This window comes from Sphingomicrobium sediminis (assembly GCF_023805295.1).
GTDB classification, from domain to species: Bacteria; Pseudomonadota; Alphaproteobacteria; order Sphingomonadales; family Sphingomonadaceae; genus Sphingomicrobium; species Sphingomicrobium sediminis.
Genome location: NZ_JAMSHT010000001.1, coordinates 89680 through 108113, shown reverse-complemented (window position 1 = coordinate 108113; position 18434 = coordinate 89680). Strand labels below are relative to the sequence as shown.

Below are 18434 nucleotides of genomic sequence, written 5' to 3'. Positions count from 1 at the left end.
TCCTTGCGCCAAGGGGGCTCTCGCCCTATATGCGCAATCACTCCTCTACATCGCGAGATGCTGAGGCCGCCCCGGGGTCCGGGCGCGGCACCAAGAGGATATGGAATTTTGATAGGATAGAATTTGGCGGACACGCAAAAGATCAGCGAGATTGTCGAACCGGTCGTCGAGGCGATGGGGTTCAAGCTCGTGCGCGTGAAGATGATGGGCGGCGAGGACGAACCCACGCTGCAGATCATGGCCGAACGTCCCGACACGCGCCAGCTGACGATCGAGGATTGCGCCGACATTTCGCGCGCGCTCGACGAGCCGCTGGAGGCCGCTGACCCGATCGATCATGCCTACCGGCTGGAAGTGTCGTCGCCCGGCATCGACCGGCCGCTGACGCGCCTTACGGATTATACCGACTGGCAGGGTCATCTTGCCCGCATCACGCTCGAAGAGAAGCTCGACGGACGCAAGAAGTTCAAGGGCGACCTTGCCGGCGTGAATGGCGAGAATGTCCTGATCGACATTGACGAGACGGTCTTCGAACTGCCCTTCGCGGCCATCGAAGACGCCAAACTATTGTTCACCGACAAACTGCTCCAGGAAACGCAGCCGCTCTCCACCGAGGGCGCAGAAGATATCGAGGAAGACACCAATGGCTAGCACGCCTCCTCCCGCAGCAACCGCCAACAAGGCCGAACTGCTCGCGATTGCCGACGCCGTCGCGCGCGAAAAGCTGATCGACAAGGCCATCGTCATCGAGGCGATGGAAGACGCGATCCAGCGCGCCGCGCGCGCCCGCTACGGCCAGGAAAACGACATTCGCGCCAAGCTGGACGGCAATACGGGCGATCTTCGCCTGTGGCGTGTCCTCGAAGTCGTCGAAGAGGTCGAGGACCAGTTCAAGCAGATCGACGTCAAGGGCGCGCAGAAGCTGCAGGACGGCGCCGTCGTCGGCGACTTCATCGTCGACCCGCTGCCCCCGATCGAATTCGGCCGCATTGCCGCGCAGGCTGCCAAGCAGGTCATCTTCCAGAAGGTCCGCGACGCCGAGCGCGAGCGTCAGTTTGAAGAGTTCAAGGATCGTGGCGGCGAAGTTATCACCGGCGTCGTCAAGCGCGTCGAATTCGGCCACGTCGTCGTCGACCTCGGCCGTGCCGAAGGCGTCATTCGCCGCGACCAGCAGATCCCGCGCGAAATGGTCCGCGTCGGCGACCGTATCCGTTCGCTGATCATGCGTGTCAGCCGCGAGACCCGCGGCCCGCAAATCTTCCTCAGCCGCGCCCATCCCGACTTCATGCGCAAGCTGTTCGCGCAGGAAGTGCCGGAAATCTACGACGGCATCATCGAAATCAAGGCCGCTGCCCGCGACCCGGGTTCGCGCGCCAAGATCGGCGTCATCAGCTATGACAGCTCGATCGACCCGGTCGGCGCCTGCGTTGGCATGAAGGGCAGCCGCGTCCAGGCCGTCGTGCAGGAATTGCAGGGCGAGAAGATCGACATCATCCCCTGGTCGGAAGACCTCGCGACCTTTGTCGTCAACGCGCTCCAGCCCGCGACCGTCAGCCGCGTTGTCATCGACGAGGAAGAAGGCCGCATCGAAGTCGTCGTTCCCGATGACCAGCTGAGCCTCGCCATCGGTCGTCGCGGCCAGAATGTCCGTCTCGCCAGCCAGCTGACCGACAGCCAGATCGACATCCTCACCGAGGCCGATGCCAGCGAGAAGCGCCAGAAGGAATTCACCGAGCGCACCGAGATGTTCCAGAACGAACTGGACGTCGACGAGACGCTGGCCCAGCTGCTGGTCGCCGAAGGCTTCACCAGCCTCGAGGAAGTCGCCTATGTCCCGCAAGAAGAGCTTTCGACCATCGAAGGTCTCGACGAGGAAATCGCCGAGGAACTGCAGAACCGCGCCAAGGAAGCGCTCGAGCGCGCCGAGGACGCCGCGCGCGAGAAGCGCCGCGAGCTTGGCGTCGAGGACGATGTCGCCGCGCTGCCGCACATGACCGAAGTCATGGCGGTGACGCTCGGCGAAGCCGGCCTCAAGACGCTCGACGATGTTGCCGACCTCGCCACCGACGAGCTCATCCAGAAGAAGAGCTCGGGCCCGCGTCGCCGAAACGACAGCCGCCGTTCGGACGACAATAAAGGCGGCGTGCTCGGCGAGTACAATCTGACCGAAGAGCAGGGCAACGAGATGATCATGGCTGCCCGCGCCCACTGGTTCGAAGATGAAGACGAAGCTCCGGCCCCCGCCGAAGCTGCATCCGAGGAGGACGCGGCTGCGGATGGGGACCAATGAGCATCAGCTAGCGCATAAGGACGCCCCCGAGCGGACCTGCATCCTGACCCGGCGAGCGGCTCCCAAGCCCTCGCTGGTCAGGCTGGCTTTGGGTCCGGACGGCGATGTCTTGCCCGATGTGCGCGCCAAGGCCCCCGGCCGCGGCGCCTATATCGGTGTGAGCCGGGCCGAGCTCGACGCGGCGCAAGCCAATGGCAAATTGAAGGGCGCGCTCTCGCGGGCCTTCAAGACCGGCAATATCCGCCTGCCCGAAGATCTCGGCCAATTGGTCGAGGCCGCGCTGACCCGCGCCGCGCTCGACCGTCTTGGTCTCGAGGCACGCGGCGGCATGCTGATCACCGGGGCCGAAAAAGTCGAGACGGCCTGCCGCAAGGGCGAAGTCCGCCGCCTCTTCCATGCCGCCGATGCCGGCGAAGACGGTGTGCGCAGCCTTGCCCAGGCCTGGCGCATGGGCGGCTCTGAAGAATTCGGATTGGACCGAGGGGTTGTTCTCCCCTTCGATCGCACCACATTGTCAGTAGCGCTCGGCCGTTCCAACGCCGTCCACATCGCGCTGACCGATGCGGGTGCCGCAAAACGGGTCGATGCCGCACTTTTGCGGCTCAAAACTTTTCTTGATGGAGATGCTGGGGTAAACGGCGACAACTCGCCGGATCCCACGCCCTCCGCCGATGACATGAAGACGAAGGAATTTAAGTGAGCGACGATAAGAAAAAGCTTGGGACCCGTGCACCGCTTGGCGTCAAGAAGACGGTCGAGGCGGGCAAGGTCAAGCAGAGCTTCAGTCATGGGCGATCGAACACCGTGGTGGTCGAGGTCAAGAAGCGGCGCATCCTGAAACCGGGTGACGCCAAGCCCGAGGCTGCGCCCAAGGAAGAGGCACCTGCGAAGGAAGAGGCCAAGAAGGCCGCACCGGCTCCGAAGAAGGAAGCCGCCAAGAAGCCTGCGCCCAAAAAAGAAATGACCGCCGCGGAACGCCGCGAGCAGGTCAAGGAACTCGAGCGCCAAGCCGAACAGGATCGCATGCGCCGTGAGGCCGAAGCCCGCGAACGCGAGGAAAAGGCGAAGAGCCAGAAGGCGCAGGACGAAGAGCGCCGCGCCGAGGAGAATCGCAAGGCCGAGGAAGAAGCTGCCAAGAAGGCAGAAGAAGACGCCCGCAAGGCCGAAGAGGAAGCCAAGCGCCAGGCCGATGCCGAAAAGCAGGCGGCGGCCAAGCCCGCCCCGCGCGGCAAGGCGGCCCCGGCCTCCAAGCCCGCACCGAAGAAAAGCGGCAAGCCCGCCGGTCGTCCGGCACCCGATCGCCAGCGTGGCAAGCTCACCGTCAACCGCGCGCTGCGTGGCGACGGCGGCGGCCGCGCCCGCAGCCTCGCCGCACTGAAACGCGCACGCGAAAAGGAAAAGCGTGCCCAGCAGGGCCAGTCGGGTCCGCGCGAAAAGCAGGTCCGCGACGTTCAGGTGCCCGAGAGCATCACGGTCGCCGAACTCGCCAAGCGTATGGGTGAAAAGGCCGCCGACCTGGTGAAGAGCCTGTTCAACATGGGCATGATGGTCACCGTCAACCAGAACGTCGACCAGGACACCGCCGAGCTGCTCGTCACCGAATTCGGTCACAATGTGCAGCGCGTCAGCGATGCCGACGTCGATATCGACACGTCCGAAGATGTGGATCCGGAAGACACGCTCAAGGCACGTCCGCCGGTCGTCACCATCATGGGCCATGTCGACCACGGCAAGACCTCGCTGCTCGACGCCATTCGCGGCGCCGATGTCGCGGCAGGCGAAGCCGGCGGCATTACCCAGCATATCGGCGCCTACCAGGTCACGCCGAAGAAGGGCGACCCCGTCACGTTCCTCGACACGCCGGGCCACGAAGCCTTTACCGAGATGCGCGCACGCGGTGCCAACATCACCGATATCGCCATCCTGGTGGTCGCGGCCGATGACGGCCTGAAGCCGCAGACGGTGGAAGCCATCAACCATATCAAGGCCGCCGAGGTCCCGATGATCGTCGCGATCAACAAGATCGATACGGCGGGCGCCAACGCGCAGAAGGTCCGCGAGGAACTGCTGCAGCACGAAATCATCGTCGAAGCGATGAGCGGCGACGTCCAGGACGTCGAAGTGTCGGCCAAGGAAAAGACCAACATCGACAAGCTGTTGGAAGCCATCAACCTCCAGGCCGAACTGCTCGAACTCAAGGCCAACCCCGATCGCGATGCCGACGGGACTGTCATCGAGGCCAAGCTCGACAAGGGCCGCGGCCCGGTTGCGACCGTGCTAATCAAGCGCGGCACGCTCAAAGTGGGCGACACGTTCGTTGCAGGCCCCGCGGCCGGCAAGGTGCGCGCCCTGATCGACGATCATGGCCGCCGCGTGAAGGAAGCCGGCCCCGCTTTCCCGGTCGAAGTGCTCGGCCTGGGCGGCGTGCCCAGCGCCGGTGACCAGTTCACCGTCGTCGAAAACGAGGCCCGCGCCCGCGAAGTCGCCGAATATCGCCAGAGCGTCCTCGACAAGAAGCGGACCACCGCTGCGCCGATGAGCCTTGAAAGCATGTTCGACAAGAAGGGCTCAGAGACGATCACCTTCCCGCTCATCATTAAGGCCGACGTGCAGGGCACTGCCGAAGCCGTGGTCAATGCGGTCAACAAGATCTCGAACGAGGATATCGAGGTGCGCGTCATCCATTCGGGTGTCGGCGCCATCACCGAGAGCGATGTGACGCTAGCGGCCAGTTCGGGCGCGCCGATCATCGGCTTCAACGTGCGTCCCAACGCCAAGGCCAAGGAAATCGCTAAGCGCGACCAGGTCGAGTTCCGCTATTACGACGTCATCTACCACCTCACCGATTGGGTGAAGCAGGCTATGGCCGGCGAACTGGGTCCGGAAATTATCGAACATGTCGTCGGCAAGGCCGAGGTCAAGGCGGTCTTCAAGTCGGGCAAGAAGGACAAGGCCGCCGGTCTGCTGGTCCTCGACGGCGTCATCAAGAAGGGCCTCCATGCCCGTCTTACCCGCGACGATGTCATCGTCTCGAAGACGACCATCGCTTCGCTGCGCCGCTTCAAGGACGATGTCGACCAGGTCGAAGCCGGGACCGAATGCGGTGCCGTGCTCGAGGACACCAATGATATTGCCGAAGGCGATATGCTCGAAATCTTCGAGGTCGAAGAGAAGGAACGCGTTCTCTAGTGCCCAAGCGCGCTACAGCCACCGAGCCCTCGGTCCGGATGCTCCGGGTCGGGGAGCAGGTGCGCCATGCCCTCTCTGAAGTCCTAAGCCGCGGCGACGTGCATGACGAGGCGCTATCCTCGACGCCCATTTCGGTCACCGAAGTGCGCATGTCGCCCGACCTTCGCCACGCTACGGTGTTCGTGAAGCCGTTGCTGGGCGGCGATGAGGAAGCGATCCTGACCGCGTTGAAGCGCAATGTTCGCTACCTGCGCGGCGAGGTGTCGCGGCGGGTGAACATGAAATATTCGGCCAGCCTCAAATTCCGCGCCGACGAGAGCTTTGACGAGGGCGGGCATATCGACAGCCTGCTGCGCACCGCCAAGGTCGCGCGCGACCTGGAAGGCCGCGAGGAAGACTAAACTTCCGGCTGCATCAGGGCTTCGATCCTGATCTTCACCGTCCGACCCACAACCCCGCCATAATCGTCCATGCCGAAGTCGGTGCGGTCGATTTCGGTCTCGGCCTCGATCGTGATCGGGCCGGTCCCGTTGATCGCCTCGATCGGACGGTCGAACGTCACGTCGAGATCAACGGAGCGGGTGACGCCGCGCGCGGTAATCCTGCCGGACAGATAGCCGTTGCGGCTGTCCTCCATCATCAGGTCCGACCCGCGAAACTCGATCAGCGGGTGCCTATCGACCCAGAAGAAACTCTCGCCCTTCAACCGGTCGCGCGTCAGCGTGTCGCTGGCGCGCAAGTGACGCGCATCGAGCGTGACTGAAAGCCGCATGTCACGCGTATCGCTGCGGTCGATCGAGACAGTGCCGCGCATCGACGGGAAGGTTGCCGTCTTGCTCGCCAGGCCGAGAAATCTCACCTTGGCCGAGATTTCCGAACTGTTCTGGACCAAAGTGAAGCGTTCGACATTGCTCGACGCATCCGCCGCTGTGCCGAGCGCCAGCGCCGCCCCAACCTTCAGGCCAAGGGCGGCCCCGCGCATCAGTTGGCAGCCCCGTCTTCGATGATGCCATAGGCTGCCGGGTCCGCAAAGACTTCAGCCCCCGGCCCCAGCGGCAGGTCGAGACCGACCCAGGCCATCACCAGGACAAGCCCGGCGATCATCAAGCCGATCGAATAGGGGATCATCATCGCCATCAGGCTGCCCAGCCCGAAGTCTTTCTGCCAGCGCTGGCAGAAGATGAGGATGAGCGGGAAATAGACCATCAGCGGCGTGATGATGTTGGTGGCGCTATCGCCGACACGGTAGGCCGCCGTAGTCGTTTCCGGGCTGACCCCCAGCAGGATCAGCATCGGTACCAGCACCGGCGCCATCAACGCCCATTTGGCGCTGGCCGAGCCGACGAACAGGTTGAGGAAGCCTGCGAAGATCACGATTGCGCCAAGCAGCACGGGCATCGGCAGGTCGAGCGCCTGCAGCCCGGCTGCGCCGTGCACGGCGAGGATGAGGCCGAGGTTCGACCAGGCGAACATCGCCACGAAGTGCGCCGCCGCAAAGGCGAGCACGAGATAGTAGGCCAAATCTTCCATCGCCCCCGACATCATCTTCACGACATCGCGGTGGCCCTTGATCGAGCCGGTGGCCGAACCATAGGCCCAGGCGGTGGCAAGGAAGAGGATGAAGAAGCCGGCAACGAGGCTCTTGTAGAAGGGATTGAGCCGGGCTTCGGGATTGGCCGCCTCATCGATGAGCGGTGTGCCCGGTCCGACCGTCATGAAGACCCACAGCGCGATGACCGCCAGCGCGGCAAGGCCGGCACGCTTCAGGCCCTTCGATTCCTCGTTGGTCAGCGGACGATCCGAATCTTCAGGGTCGGCCGGCGCGTCTTCGCCAGCGACATATTTGCCGAGCTTGGGCTCGAGCTGCTTGTCGGTGACGTACCAGATGACCGGCAGGAAGACGAAAGTCATGGCGAGGATGAAGAACCAGTTGCCGGCAATATTGGCCGACCAGTCGCCGAACACGGTCTCGACCGACGCTTCGGTGATACCGAACAGGAGCGCATCGAGCTGACCCGGCAACAGGTTGGCCGAAAAACCGCCCGACACGCCGGCAAAGGCTGCTGCGATCCCGGCAATGGGGTGACGCCCCGCGGCGGCAAAGATCACGCCTGCCAGCGGGATGAGCACGACATAGGCGGCATCGGCGGCAAGGTTGCCGATCATCGCGACCAGCACGACCACCGGCGTCAGCAGCGCCTTGGGCGCGTTGCGAACGCCTGCGCGCATCGCCGTCCCGAACAGGCCGGCCCGCTCCGCGACTCCTGCCCCCAGCATCACGACGAGCACGTAGCCAAGCGGATGGAAGTGGGTGAATGTGGTCGGCATATCGACCCAGAGACGCTGGATATTGGCCGGGGACAGCAGGCTTTCGGCCTGGATCAGCACCCGCTCGCCGGTCTCCGGATCGACCTCCGCCGGATGCAGCGCCGACGCGCCGCTCAGCGAGGCAATCACGGAAATCGCGATCAGGCCCGCGATCAGATAGAAAAAGATGAAGACCGGATCGGGCAGCTTGTTGCCCGTTTTCTCGACCCAGCCCAGAAACCCCTTTTGCGTCGTCATGGTCGCTTCGGCCATCGCGGCGCTCTCCCCATCAAAACTTGAAATCGGCCCGCACTATGGCGAGCGATGCGGCAGCCTGTCCATCCCCACCTTGCGGGCAGCTGAACTTTGCGCCACCCATGGGTCATGGCGAAGCTCTACTTCTATTATGCCGCGATGAATGCGGGGAAATCGACCACCCTCCTGCAGGCCGACTTCAACTATCGCGAACGCGGCATGGAGACGATGCTGTGGACCAGCGCGATGGATACGCGCGAGGGGCATGGCCGCATCGGGTCGCGCATCGGGCTGGAGGCCAAGGCCTTCGCCTTCTCCGACGATGCCTCGATCCTCGCCACGGTCATGCGCGAGCGCCTGACCCGCAAGATCGACTGCTTGCTGGTCGACGAAGCGCAATTCCTGACGCAGCGCCATGTCCTCGAGCTGGTCGAGATCGTCGACAGCCTCGACATTCCGGTTCTCTGCTACGGCCTGCGCAGTGACTTCCAAGGCCGCCTCTTTCCCGGCTCGGCAGGCCTGTTGGCGCTGGCCGACAAGCTCGTTGAACTGAAGGCCGTCTGCGAATGCGGGGCCAAGGCGACCATGAACCTGCGCATCACCGAAGACGGGCGCGCCGTCCAGGACGGTCCGCAGGCCGAGGTCGGCGGCAATGACCGCTACGTCGCGCTCTGCCGCAAGCATTTCTTCGAGCGCCTGCGCGAGGCCAATGCAGAGCAACTCGGCTTCGCCATCCCGCGCAAATAGCCTTCAGGCAGCGTTCAGGCCCGCCCCTTCACGCTTCGTGACGAAGCGGGCGGAGACGAAGGAGAAATCCAATGATGATCACCCTGATGGCCCTTGCGATCGCCCATCCGGCGGAGACGGCAAGCCTGCCCGGTATCGCCGACGAGGAAACCCAGATCGGCGTCACTCAGCGCCAGCTGCGCAACGTCGTGCGCGGCAATGGCGATGTCCTGTTCGTGCAGGATCGCACCAATCGCTGGTATCGCGTCGCACTCAACGAGGGCTGCACCGACAATGTCATCGACCCGCGCCCGACCGTGAAGTTCGGCGCGCGCGCCACGACCATCGACCAGGGCAGCAATGTCTATATCGGCGATTTCGGGTCGGTCTGTAAGGTGACCAGCGTGCGACGCAGCGAGACGCCGCCGCAATATGACAGCGACAGCATCGTCACCCTCGACTAACCGCGCCCCGGTCGCTAGCCAGCGGCCCCATGCACGGATGGATCATCCTCGATAAGCCGGTCGGCATCGGCTCGACCCCTTGCGTCGGAAAGGTGAAACGCGCGCTGCGTGAATTGGGCATCAAGAAGCCCAAGGTCGGCCATGGCGGCACACTCGATCCGCTGGCGAGCGGCGTGCTGCCCATCGCCATCGGCGAGGCCACCAAATTGGCTGGCCGCATGCTTGATGCGACCAAGGCCTATGACTTCACCGTCGCCTTCGGCGCTGAGACCGACACGCTCGACGCCGAGGGCGAAGTCGTCGCCACCAGCGACAAGCGTCCGACCCGCCAGGAAATCGAGGACATCATGCCCGGCTATATGGGCACGATCGAGCAGATGCCGCCCGCTTTTTCGGCGCTCAAGGTCGACGGCAAGCGCGCCTACGACCTCGCGCGCGAAGGCAAAGCGGTCGATCTCCAGAGCCGAACCGTCACCATCCATGAGCTTCGTCTGGTCGAGGCCAGCCCCGAACAGGCGACCTTTTCGGCAACGGTCTCCAAGGGCACGTACATCCGCTCGCTTGCACGGGATATCGCACGCGCCGTTGAAAGCGTCGGGCATGTCACCATGTTGCGACGTACACGCGCCGGGCCCTTCGGCCTCGATGCAGCGATTTCGCTGGACATTCTGGAGGAATCCACTAAGGCGCGCACCCTATACGACAAGGTTCTCCCGCTCACAGCGGGGCTGGACGACATCCCGGCCCTTGTCGTGTCGCCCGAAGAAGCCGCCAGGCTCCGTCACGGACAGCGTCTTTCAGGGCATCCCGCACCGCCGGGCCAGCATCTCGCGATGGAAGGGGAAACCCCTGTCGCGCTGGTCGAGGTGGAGGATGGCGAGGTCGCCGTCCTGCGCGGGTTCAATCTTTGATCCCACCTTTGCGGGAGGATCAGCAACGAATAGTTTTTGAAAGGAATGAACCGATGTCGATTACTGTCGAACGCAAGGCCGAACTGGTCAAGAAATATGGTCGCGGTGAAGGCGATACGGGTTCGCCCGAAGTGCAGGTCGCGATCCTGACCGACCGCATCAACACGCTCACCGAACATTTCAAGGGCCACAAGAAGGACAACCATTCGCGTCGTGGCCTGCTCATGATGGTCAACAAGCGTCGCTCGCTTCTCGACTATCTGAAGCGCAAGGATCATGAGCGTTATGCCGAGCTGATCAAAAGCCTCGGCCTGCGTAAGTAACGAGTTTCTTTGGCAAGGGCGTCCAATCGGGCGCCCTTCGCTTATTGAATTCCCGCAATCCGGCGGGAGACGATGGGGGCATCCGAAAACAAAGCCCCAAACCGCGCGGACCGGTCAGTCCGCTAATCAGAGGCCCCGAGGGCATCCGGCCCCGGGTGACATAAAATATGTTCGATGTGAAAACTGTAGAAATCGATCTTGGCGGGAAGACCCTCAAGCTCGAAACGGGCAAGATTGCCCGACAAGCCGATGGCGCCGTGCTGGCGACCCTCGGCGAAACCGTGGTGCTGTGCGCCGTCACTGCCGCCAAGTCGGTGAAGGAAGGGCAGGATTTCTTCCCGCTCACCGTCCACTACCAGGAAAAATATTCCGCTGCCGGCCGTATTCCCGGTGGCTTTTTCAAGCGTGAAGCCCGCGCCACGGAAAAGGAAACGCTGACCAGCCGTCTGATCGACCGCCCGGTCCGCCCCCTCTTCCCTGAGGGTTTCTACAACGAGATCAACGTCATCTGCCAGGTGCTGAGCTATGACGGCGAGAACGAGCCCGACATCGTCGCGATGATCGCCGCTTCCGCCGCGCTCACCATTTCGGGCGTGCCGTTTATGGGCCCGATCGGCGCCGCGCGCGTCGGTTACAAGGATGGCGACTACATCCTCAATCCGTCGACCAAGGACATCTTCGAAGATGGCGGCCAGCTCGACCTCGTCGTCGCGGCCACTCGCGATGCCGTGATGATGGTCGAATCCGAAGCCAAGGAGCTTTCGGAAGAAATCATGCTCGGCGCCGTCATGTTTGCGCACGACGCCTCCAAGAAGGTCGTCGACGCGATCATCTCGCTCGCCGAACAGGCTGCCAAGGAGCCTTGGGAACTCGACGTCCAGGAAGACAAGTCGGCAAAGCTCGAAGAGCTGCGCGGCGTGATCGGTGCGGATGTCGAAGCCGCCTACAAGATCACCGACAAGTCGGCCCGCCAGGACGCGATCAACGCGGCCCGTGAAAAGGCCCGCGAGCATTATGCCGACCTGCAGGAAAGTGATCCGCAGGAATATCTCGGCATGCTCAAGCTGGTGAAGAAGCTGGAGAGCGAGATCGTTCGCGGCTCGATCATCAAGGACGGCACCCGTATCGACGGCCGCAAGCTTGACCAGGTTCGCCCGATCGAGGCGATGGTCGGCCTGCTGCCCCGTACCCACGGTTCGGCACTGTTCACGCGCGGTGAGACGCAGGCCATCTGCACCACCACGCTGGGCACCAAGGATGCCGAGCAGATGATCGATGGCCTGGAAGGGCTGCACTACAGCCACTTCATGCTGCACTATAACTTCCCGCCCTATTCGGTCGGTGAAGTGGGTCGCTTCGGCTTTACCGGTCGTCGTGAAATCGGTCATGGCAAGCTGGCCTGGCAAGCGCTGCACCCGGTCCTGCCCGACCATGAGGACTTCCCCTACACGATCCGCGTTCTCTCGGACATCACCGAGTCGAACGGTTCCTCGTCGATGGCCACCGTCTGCGGCGGCTGCCTGTCGATGATGGACGCCGGCGTTCCGATCGAACGTCCGGTCTCGGGCATCGCCATGGGCCTCATCCTCGAAGGCGACGACTTCGCGGTCCTGTCCGACATCCTGGGTGACGAAGATCACCTCGGTGACATGGACTTCAAGGTCGCGGGTTCGGAAGCCGGCATCACCTCGCTCCAGATGGACATCAAGGTTGCCGGTATCACCAAGGAAATCATGGAAAAGGCGCTCGAGCAGGCCAAGGCCGGCCGGACGCACATCCTCGGTGAAATGGCCAAGGCGCTCGACCATAGCCGTGACACGGTTTCCGAGCATGCCCCGCGCATCGAGACCATGCAGATCGCCAAGGACAAGATCCGCGACGTCATCGGCACGGGCGGCAAGGTTATCCGCGAAATCGTCGCGGAAACCGGCGCCAAGGTCGACATTGACGACGAAGGCATCATCAAGATTTCGAGCTCGAACACTGACGAGATCAACGCTGCCAAGGCGTGGATCGAAGGCATCGTGGCCGAGCCCGAAGTCGGCAAGATCTACGTCGGCAAGGTTGCCAACATCGTCGACTTCGGCGCGTTCGTGACCTTCATGCCCGGCAAGGACGGCCTCGTGCACGTCTCCGAGATCAAGAATGAGCGCGTCGAGAAGGTGACCGACGAACTGTCCGAAGGGCAGGAAGTGAAGGTCAAGCTGCTCGAGATCGACAATCGCGGCAAGGTCCGCCTGTCGATGCGCGTTGTCGACCAGGAAACCGGCGAAGAGCTGGAAGACACTCGTCCGCCCCGTGAAAAGGGTCCGCGCCGTGATGGCGGCGGTCGTGATGGTGGTCGTGGTCGTGGTCCGCGTGGCGGTGGCCGCGATGGCGGTGGCCGCGGTCGTGGTCCGCGCCGTGATCGCAACGACAATGGCGGCGAAGACAAGGGCGGCAAGGACGGTGGCGATGACGGCCACATGCCTGCCTTCCTGACCGACGACGAATAATCGTCGCGGATTAGACGGCTAGCCCGTCAGGAGAAGAAGCCCCCGGCGTCGGTGAGCGACGTCGGGGGTTTTCTTTTGCCTTTCATGTACTTCGCGATAATGTGCGCGGCGAACATTTCGGAGATATTCGATGCGCAAGTCATTGCTCGCCCTCGCCCTCGCTTTCTCGGCCACCGCCGCACAGGCCGCCGATATCGTCATGCACCGCAGCGAAGGGTGCGGCTGCTGCCTCAAATGGGTCGAGCGCCTGCAATCGGCCGGCCATGAGGTGAAGGTCGTCAACGAGGCCGACATGCGCGCCTTCAAGGTCGCCAACAATGTCCCGATGCGACTGTCGAGCTGCCACACTGCGCTGGTCGAAGGCTATGTCATCGAGGGCCATGTGCCGGCCGCCGATATCGAACGCCTGCTGGCCGAACGTCCCGACGCCATCGGCCTGGCCGTCCCCGGCATGCCCATGGGCTCGCCCGGCATGGAGCATGGCGACATGGTCGAGGCCTACAACACCTACCTCCTCAAGAAGGATGGGACCTTCGAGGTCTGGGCCGAACACGGCCGCAGCTAAGACGCACGCATCACGGACGATTGACCTTCGTCCATCGTCCGTTCATGTAACATCATCACATTGACCCGAGTGACTGTAGGGGACGGTTGGATGATGCGTTGGCTGCTGGCGGTATTGGCATTCCTCCTCATGGCGCCTGGTGCCGCTTCGGTGGCGCAGGACGATCCGCTCCCGACCCCTCGATTGACCGCGCTCGAACAAGGCATCGATGCCGAGGGCTTTGAACGCCCCCTCGAACTTGCCGACTATGCCGCGATCCTGCGCGTCGAGGGCGCCAGCGTCGAAGTCGAACAGACCATGTCCTTCCGCAGCGAGGGACGCACCGAGGGACGCCTCTCCATCAACCTCCCGCAGGGCGCGGTCGTCACCGGCTATGCGCTCGATATCGAAGGCACGCTCATCGAAGGCTCGCTGGTCGACCAGAGCCAGGCGCGTGAGGCGTTCAATTCACAGGTGCGCGTGCGCATCGACCCCGGCCTGGCCGAAGTCAGCCGCGACAATGTCTTTTCCACGCGCGTCTTCCCGGTCACCCCCGAAGGCCGGACCATCCGCCTCACCTATGTCGCTCCGATCGGCGCCGATTTCGCGATCCCGCTGCGGCTCGGCGAGGATAGCGGCGACTGGTCGGTCCGCGTCGAAGGCGCAGGCGAGCGAGCCCGCCTGGTGCGCGGTTCGTTCGACGCTCGTGGCGAGGCGCTCGTCGCGAGCGGACGCGGCGCCCTCGATACACGCATCGAGATCGCGGCCTACGAAAGCGATGAACCGACCGCGCTGATCACGACCCACCCCGACACGGGCGAGACCTATTGGCAGGTCTCGGGTCAAGAAATGATCGCCACGCGTCCTGGCCGCATGGGCCTTCGCGTCTTTTGGGACCGCTCGCGCTCGCGCCTCGGCGATGATCACGACGCCGCGCTCGACACGATCCGCCGCGCTGCTGACCAGCTTTTTTCCGGCTGGATCCAGCTGGTCGCCTTCGACGCCAGCGGCAGCGACCAGCAGCAATATCGCGACTTTGCCGACTTTGAGGCCGCCGTCGGCGCGCTCGCCTATCGCGGGGCCAGCAGTTTCGACGGGCTGGGCGCGGCAGGCAGCGCCAGCCACTGCATTCTCGTCAGCGACGGCCAGGCTACCTTGGGCGAGCTCGAAAATATCGTCCCGTCTTGCCCCACCCTCGTCATCGCCAGCCGCGAGGGCGCGGACCGTGCCATCCTCGGCCTCATCGCCGACGCGTCGGGCGGCGCTCTGGTCGACGCCGGCGATGCGCCCGATCTGTCGCTGCCCGCACAAATCAATGTGAATGGCCAGCGGGCCGAAATGCTGACCCTCTCCAAACAAGGCTATAGCTTTTCGGCGCTGATCAAGGCGCCGGCAGACGCCTCCGTGACCGTCTATGGCCAGCCTGTCAGCATAGCTGGACGTTCCGCGTCGCTAGCCGATGCGCAGCTGTTCGAGGCACGCCGCAACGCCCTGCTTGCTCAAGGTGTCGATCGCGAGGCCTTTGTCGCGCACAGCCGCACCTATTCGATCGCCAGCTCTACCCTGCCCTTCCTCGTCCTCGAGACGATCGACGATTATATCCGCTTCGACGTCACGCCGCAGGACGATCATCCGCAATTTACGCGCTGGAAGATGCTTCGCGAGGAGGCCGACCGTCTCGAAAGCGAAGAGCGCGAGGACCGCTTCGCGCAATTGCTGGGCCGCTGGGAAGACGAAATCGAATGGTGGGAACGCAGTTTCGACCTCGACGCCCGCGCCGGCGACGGCGGTCGCAAGGGTGGCGATGGCGTGCCCCCGCCTCCGCCGCCGCCCGTGGCCATGGTTGCGCCGCCGGGCGAACCCGTTCCCGAGGAGACGATGGAAGCTGCGGCCGATGAGATCGTGACGACTGCCAGCCGACGCGAAACGGCGCAGTTCGATTATGAGAGCACCACACAGGGCCTGAACGTCGATGTGGATGAACTGACCACTCGGGTCCCGCTCCCACGCAATCTCACCGAGGTCGTCAACCTCGCTCCCGGTACCACCGAAGCGCAGGACGTCGAGGGCGTCGACATCGCCGTCGCCGCCAGGCGGCCCGACCGCGACTATCTCGACGCTTTCGATGCCGCGCCGGAGGAATTCGACCGGCTCTTCGCGGAGTGGGAAGAGACTGCCGGCGATGCCCCGATCTACTATCTCGACACCGCCGACTGGCTCTGGCGCAACGAACGCAAGGAGGAAGCACTGCGCATCCTCTTGTCCGCGCTTGACCTACCCAATGCCGACGCGGCCACCATGGCGATGGTCGCCATGCGGCTCGAAAATTGGAACCAGCTCGACCTCGCCATCACCTTGCGCGAGCGGCTGGCCGCGATGATCACCCATCGTCCCCATCCCGACCGCCTGCTCGCACTTGCGCTCGCGCGCCGGGCCAAGCAAGGCGGTGACACTGCGCGTGCGGATTACGAACGCGCCGTTTCGCTACTTGGCGATGTCGCGCTGCGCCCGCTCGACCTGCGCTTCGAGGGGATCGATGTCATCGCGCTGCGCGAGGCCAATGCCCTGATCCCGCGCCTCGAAGCATTGGGTGGCACGCATGACCTCGACCCGCGCCTCGTGCGCAACCTTGATGCAGACATCCGTGTCGTCATCGAATGGACCGCCGATGCCGTCGATCTCGACCTGCATGTCATCGAACCCAATGGCGAAGACGTGCATTACGCCAATGACAGGAGCGCGATCGGCGGTCGCTATACCGAGGATATGCTCGATGGCTTCGGGCCCGAAGAATATTGGCTCCGCCGCGCGCCCGGTGGGCGGTTCGAGATCCAGTCCAACCTGTTCGCCTCAGACAGCATCGACCCCAATGGCCCCTCGCGCCTGCGGGCTCGCCTGATCCGCGACTTCGGACGCGGCAATGAGGCTGAGGAAGTCGTCGATATCCTGATGGTCGAAGACGAAGGCCGGATGCGGACGCTGGGTTATATCCGGCTGGGCGCGGCCGACTAGATCAGGCCAAGTTCGCTACCGCTCTGCCACAGCATGTAGAGCGCGACGATGACGATGATCCCGGCGAACGCCTTGGTCAGCGCGCCCTTGTCGGACAGCGTTTTGGCCATGCGCGTGCCGCCGAAGCTGCCGACGAACCCTCCGACCACGAATAGGCCTGCAATCCACCAGTCGACCAGGCCCGACAGCGCATAATTGCCTGCAGTGGTAAAGCCGAACGCGGTCACCGCGACGAGGCTGGTCCCGACGGCCGAGAGCATCGAGATGCTGCTTGCGGCGATCAAAGCGGGCACGATGATAAAGCCGCCACCAATGCCGAAAAAGCCTGCGACCATCCCCGCGACCAGTCCGAAGACGAACAGGCGCATGGCCGAGAATGGACGGTCCGATGCAGGCCGGTCGCCACGCTTCAGCATCAGGGCGGCGATCACGATCATCAGGATGGCGAACAGGAAGAGCAGCCCCTGCCCGTTGAACGCCTTGCCCGCACTGGACCCCGCAGCTGCACCTAGCACACCGGCCAGTGCGAAGATGAGACCCTCGCGCCAGCGCACGTTGCCCGCGCGGGCATGCCCCGCCAGCCCGATTGCGGCATTGGCCGCCACCGCCAGCGCGGACGTGCCGATCGCCTTGTGCGGCTGGTCCATCCCGACGAGGTAGAGCAATAGCGGCACGGCCAGGATCGAACCGCCGCCGCCAATCAACCCGAGACTGAATCCCACAAGCCCGCCGGAAAAGAGCGCCAGCGCGGTTTCGATAAGATCGGGCATGTCGGTTAGGGTCCCCTGCGTGCGGGAAAGGGCGCGATGGTGGAGCTAGGGGGATTCGAACCCCCGACCTCTGCAGTGCGATTGCAGCGCTCTCCCAACTGAGCTACAGCCCCGTGCACCATCGGCGAAGCGCTTCACTAGCGCCGCTTTTCACGCAATGCAACGCCTTAGCGAGGCTCGGCCACGCCTCAGCGAACCGTGGGTCCGAAACCGGAACGATACGCCACCAAAACCCGTTTTAATACAAAGGCTTGAAGGCAAGAGGCCTCGCCTATTCAAACGAGTAAAGGGAGTATCATCCATTATGATTTATGATCGTTATGATCGCATGAGGACCAGGCCGACGGGTCGCTTCGAAGGCCGTAACTATGGCCGCCGCCCGCAGCAAATGCGTGGCGACTATGGCTACGAGCGCAGCGAACGCGACTTCTTCGATCGTGCCGGTGACGAAGTGTTGAGCTGGTTCGGTGACGACGAAGCTGCACGCCGTCGTGAACTGGACGAGCGCTATGGTTATACCGGTGACGGCTACAAGAACCAGCATTTCGAATTCGAAAACGGCCGCAATGTCTCGGAAGGCTATCGCCGCCCGTATGACAGCGAAGACCGTTTCTCGCGTTCGAATAGCGAGATGAACGAGCGCGGTTACGACCGTGTCGACGCTTATGATTATGATCGCGGCTATACCCAGAATCGCTGGGGTCGTCCGCAGACGCAGAGCGAGTTCACTACCGACGAAAACTATTCGCAGTGGCGTGCCCGCCAGATCGATGCGCTTGATCGCGACTATCGCGAGTGGCGCCTCGAAAATCAGGAGCGCTTCAACGACGAATTCGCCTCGTGGCGCGAGAGCCGCGAAAATATGCGCGTCAGGCTGAACCAGCTCGATGACAATGCGACGCTCGTCGCATCGGATGGCGAAACGATCGGCAATATCGACACCGTGATCGGTGACCGCATCGTCGTGAAGAATGACAGTGACAACGACCAGCGCGGCATGTTCTCGCTGCGCAATGTCGAGACGATCGAACAGGGTCAGGTGAAGCTGAACCTCGATAGCGAACTTGCGAAGAGCCGCCTCTTCGACAAGCGCGAATTCGATCGCAATACCATGCGCGAACAGCGCATCTCGAATAACTACTAATCGA

16 protein-coding genes and 1 tRNA gene are annotated in these 18434 nt (G+C 63.4%); 13 read left to right on the top strand and 4 right to left on the bottom strand.

Annotated elements, in window-relative coordinates; genetic code table 11:
- Positions 1–123: 123 nt before the first annotated feature.
- Genes rimP through rbfA form a run of 5 tightly spaced genes read left to right on the top strand, consistent with a single transcriptional unit; the run spans position 124 to position 5880 of the window.
- Entirely contained in the window at positions 124–651 is a 528-nt protein-coding gene (rimP, locus tag NDO55_RS00480) for a ribosome maturation protein RimP (protein ID WP_252111361.1), read from the top strand.
- Positions 644–2290 (top strand): transcription termination factor NusA, encoded by a 1647-nt coding sequence (nusA, locus tag NDO55_RS00475; RefSeq protein WP_252111359.1) that lies wholly within the window; start codon positions 644–646, stop codon positions 2288–2290. Before rimP ends, nusA begins: the two co-directional genes overlap by 8 nt.
- Complete coding sequence (locus NDO55_RS00470; protein ID WP_252111357.1) at positions 2277–2990, top strand: DUF448 domain-containing protein; 714 nt, start codon at positions 2277–2279, stop codon at positions 2988–2990. Before nusA ends, NDO55_RS00470 begins: the two co-directional genes overlap by 14 nt.
- Positions 2987–5479 (top strand): translation initiation factor IF-2, encoded by a 2493-nt coding sequence (gene infB, locus NDO55_RS00465; protein WP_252111355.1) that lies wholly within the window; start codon positions 2987–2989, stop codon positions 5477–5479. Before NDO55_RS00470 ends, infB begins: the two co-directional genes overlap by 4 nt.
- Entirely contained in the window at positions 5479–5880 is a 402-nt protein-coding gene (rbfA, locus tag NDO55_RS00460) for a 30S ribosome-binding factor RbfA (protein WP_341869955.1), read from the top strand. The genes infB and rbfA overlap by 1 nt, the downstream gene beginning before the upstream one ends.
- Here the strand turns inward: rbfA and NDO55_RS00455 are convergent.
- Complete coding sequence (locus tag NDO55_RS00455) at positions 5877–6461, bottom strand: YceI family protein (protein ID WP_252111354.1); 585 nt, start codon at positions 6459–6461, stop codon at positions 5877–5879. The two genes, rbfA and NDO55_RS00455, sit on opposite strands and share 4 nt — an antisense overlap.
- Positions 6461–8059 (bottom strand): AbgT family transporter, encoded by a 1599-nt coding sequence (locus NDO55_RS00450; protein WP_252111352.1) that lies wholly within the window; start codon positions 8057–8059, stop codon positions 6461–6463. Before NDO55_RS00450 ends, NDO55_RS00455 begins: the two co-directional genes overlap by 1 nt.
- A 111-nt stretch (positions 8060–8170) precedes the next feature.
- Here NDO55_RS00450 and NDO55_RS00445 point away from each other — a divergent pair, with 111 nt between their 5' ends.
- From NDO55_RS00445 to NDO55_RS00415, 7 genes are all read left to right on the top strand, one after another.
- Complete coding sequence (locus NDO55_RS00445) at positions 8171–8788, top strand: thymidine kinase (protein ID WP_252111350.1); 618 nt, start codon at positions 8171–8173, stop codon at positions 8786–8788.
- A gap of 71 nt (positions 8789–8859) precedes the next feature.
- Entirely contained in the window at positions 8860–9231 is a 372-nt protein-coding gene (locus tag NDO55_RS00440; protein ID WP_252111348.1) for a hypothetical protein, read from the top strand.
- A gap of 29 nt (positions 9232–9260) precedes the next feature.
- On the top strand, positions 9261–10142 hold the full coding sequence (gene truB / locus NDO55_RS00435; protein WP_252111347.1) for a tRNA pseudouridine(55) synthase TruB: 882 nt from the start codon (positions 9261–9263) through the stop codon (positions 10140–10142).
- A 53-nt stretch (positions 10143–10195) separates the two neighbouring features.
- Positions 10196–10465 (top strand): 30S ribosomal protein S15, encoded by a 270-nt coding sequence (rpsO, locus tag NDO55_RS00430; RefSeq protein WP_252111345.1) that lies wholly within the window; start codon positions 10196–10198, stop codon positions 10463–10465.
- 167 nt (positions 10466–10632) lie between these two features.
- Positions 10633–12960, top strand: coding sequence for a polyribonucleotide nucleotidyltransferase (gene pnp, locus NDO55_RS00425; RefSeq protein WP_252111343.1), 2328 nt, complete (start codon positions 10633–10635; stop codon positions 12958–12960).
- Positions 12961–13090: 130 nt separating this feature from the next.
- A complete protein-coding gene (locus NDO55_RS00420) occupies positions 13091–13525 on the top strand; it encodes a DUF411 domain-containing protein (RefSeq protein WP_252111342.1) in 435 nt (144 codons plus the stop codon).
- Positions 13526–13615: 90 nt separating this feature from the next.
- Positions 13616–16516 carry a VIT domain-containing protein gene (locus NDO55_RS00415; RefSeq protein WP_252111340.1) on the top strand — a complete coding sequence of 967 codons (2901 nt, stop codon included), beginning with the start codon at positions 13616–13618 and terminating at the stop codon, positions 16514–16516.
- Here NDO55_RS00415 and NDO55_RS00410 read toward each other — a convergent pair.
- Positions 16513–17286: a sulfite exporter TauE/SafE family protein gene (locus NDO55_RS00410; protein ID WP_252111338.1), complete on the bottom strand. Its 774-nt coding sequence runs from the start codon at positions 17284–17286 to the stop codon at positions 16513–16515. The two genes, NDO55_RS00415 and NDO55_RS00410, sit on opposite strands and share 4 nt — an antisense overlap.
- A 37-nt stretch (positions 17287–17323) precedes the next feature.
- Positions 17324–17399: transfer RNA gene (locus NDO55_RS00405), tRNA-Ala, on the bottom strand.
- Positions 17400–17614: 215 nt separating this feature from the next.
- Here NDO55_RS00405 and NDO55_RS00400 point away from each other — a divergent pair.
- A complete protein-coding gene (locus NDO55_RS00400) occupies positions 17615–18430 on the top strand; it encodes an SWFGD domain-containing protein (RefSeq protein ID WP_252111336.1) in 816 nt (271 codons plus the stop codon).
- The last annotated feature ends 4 nt before the right edge of the window (positions 18431–18434 follow it).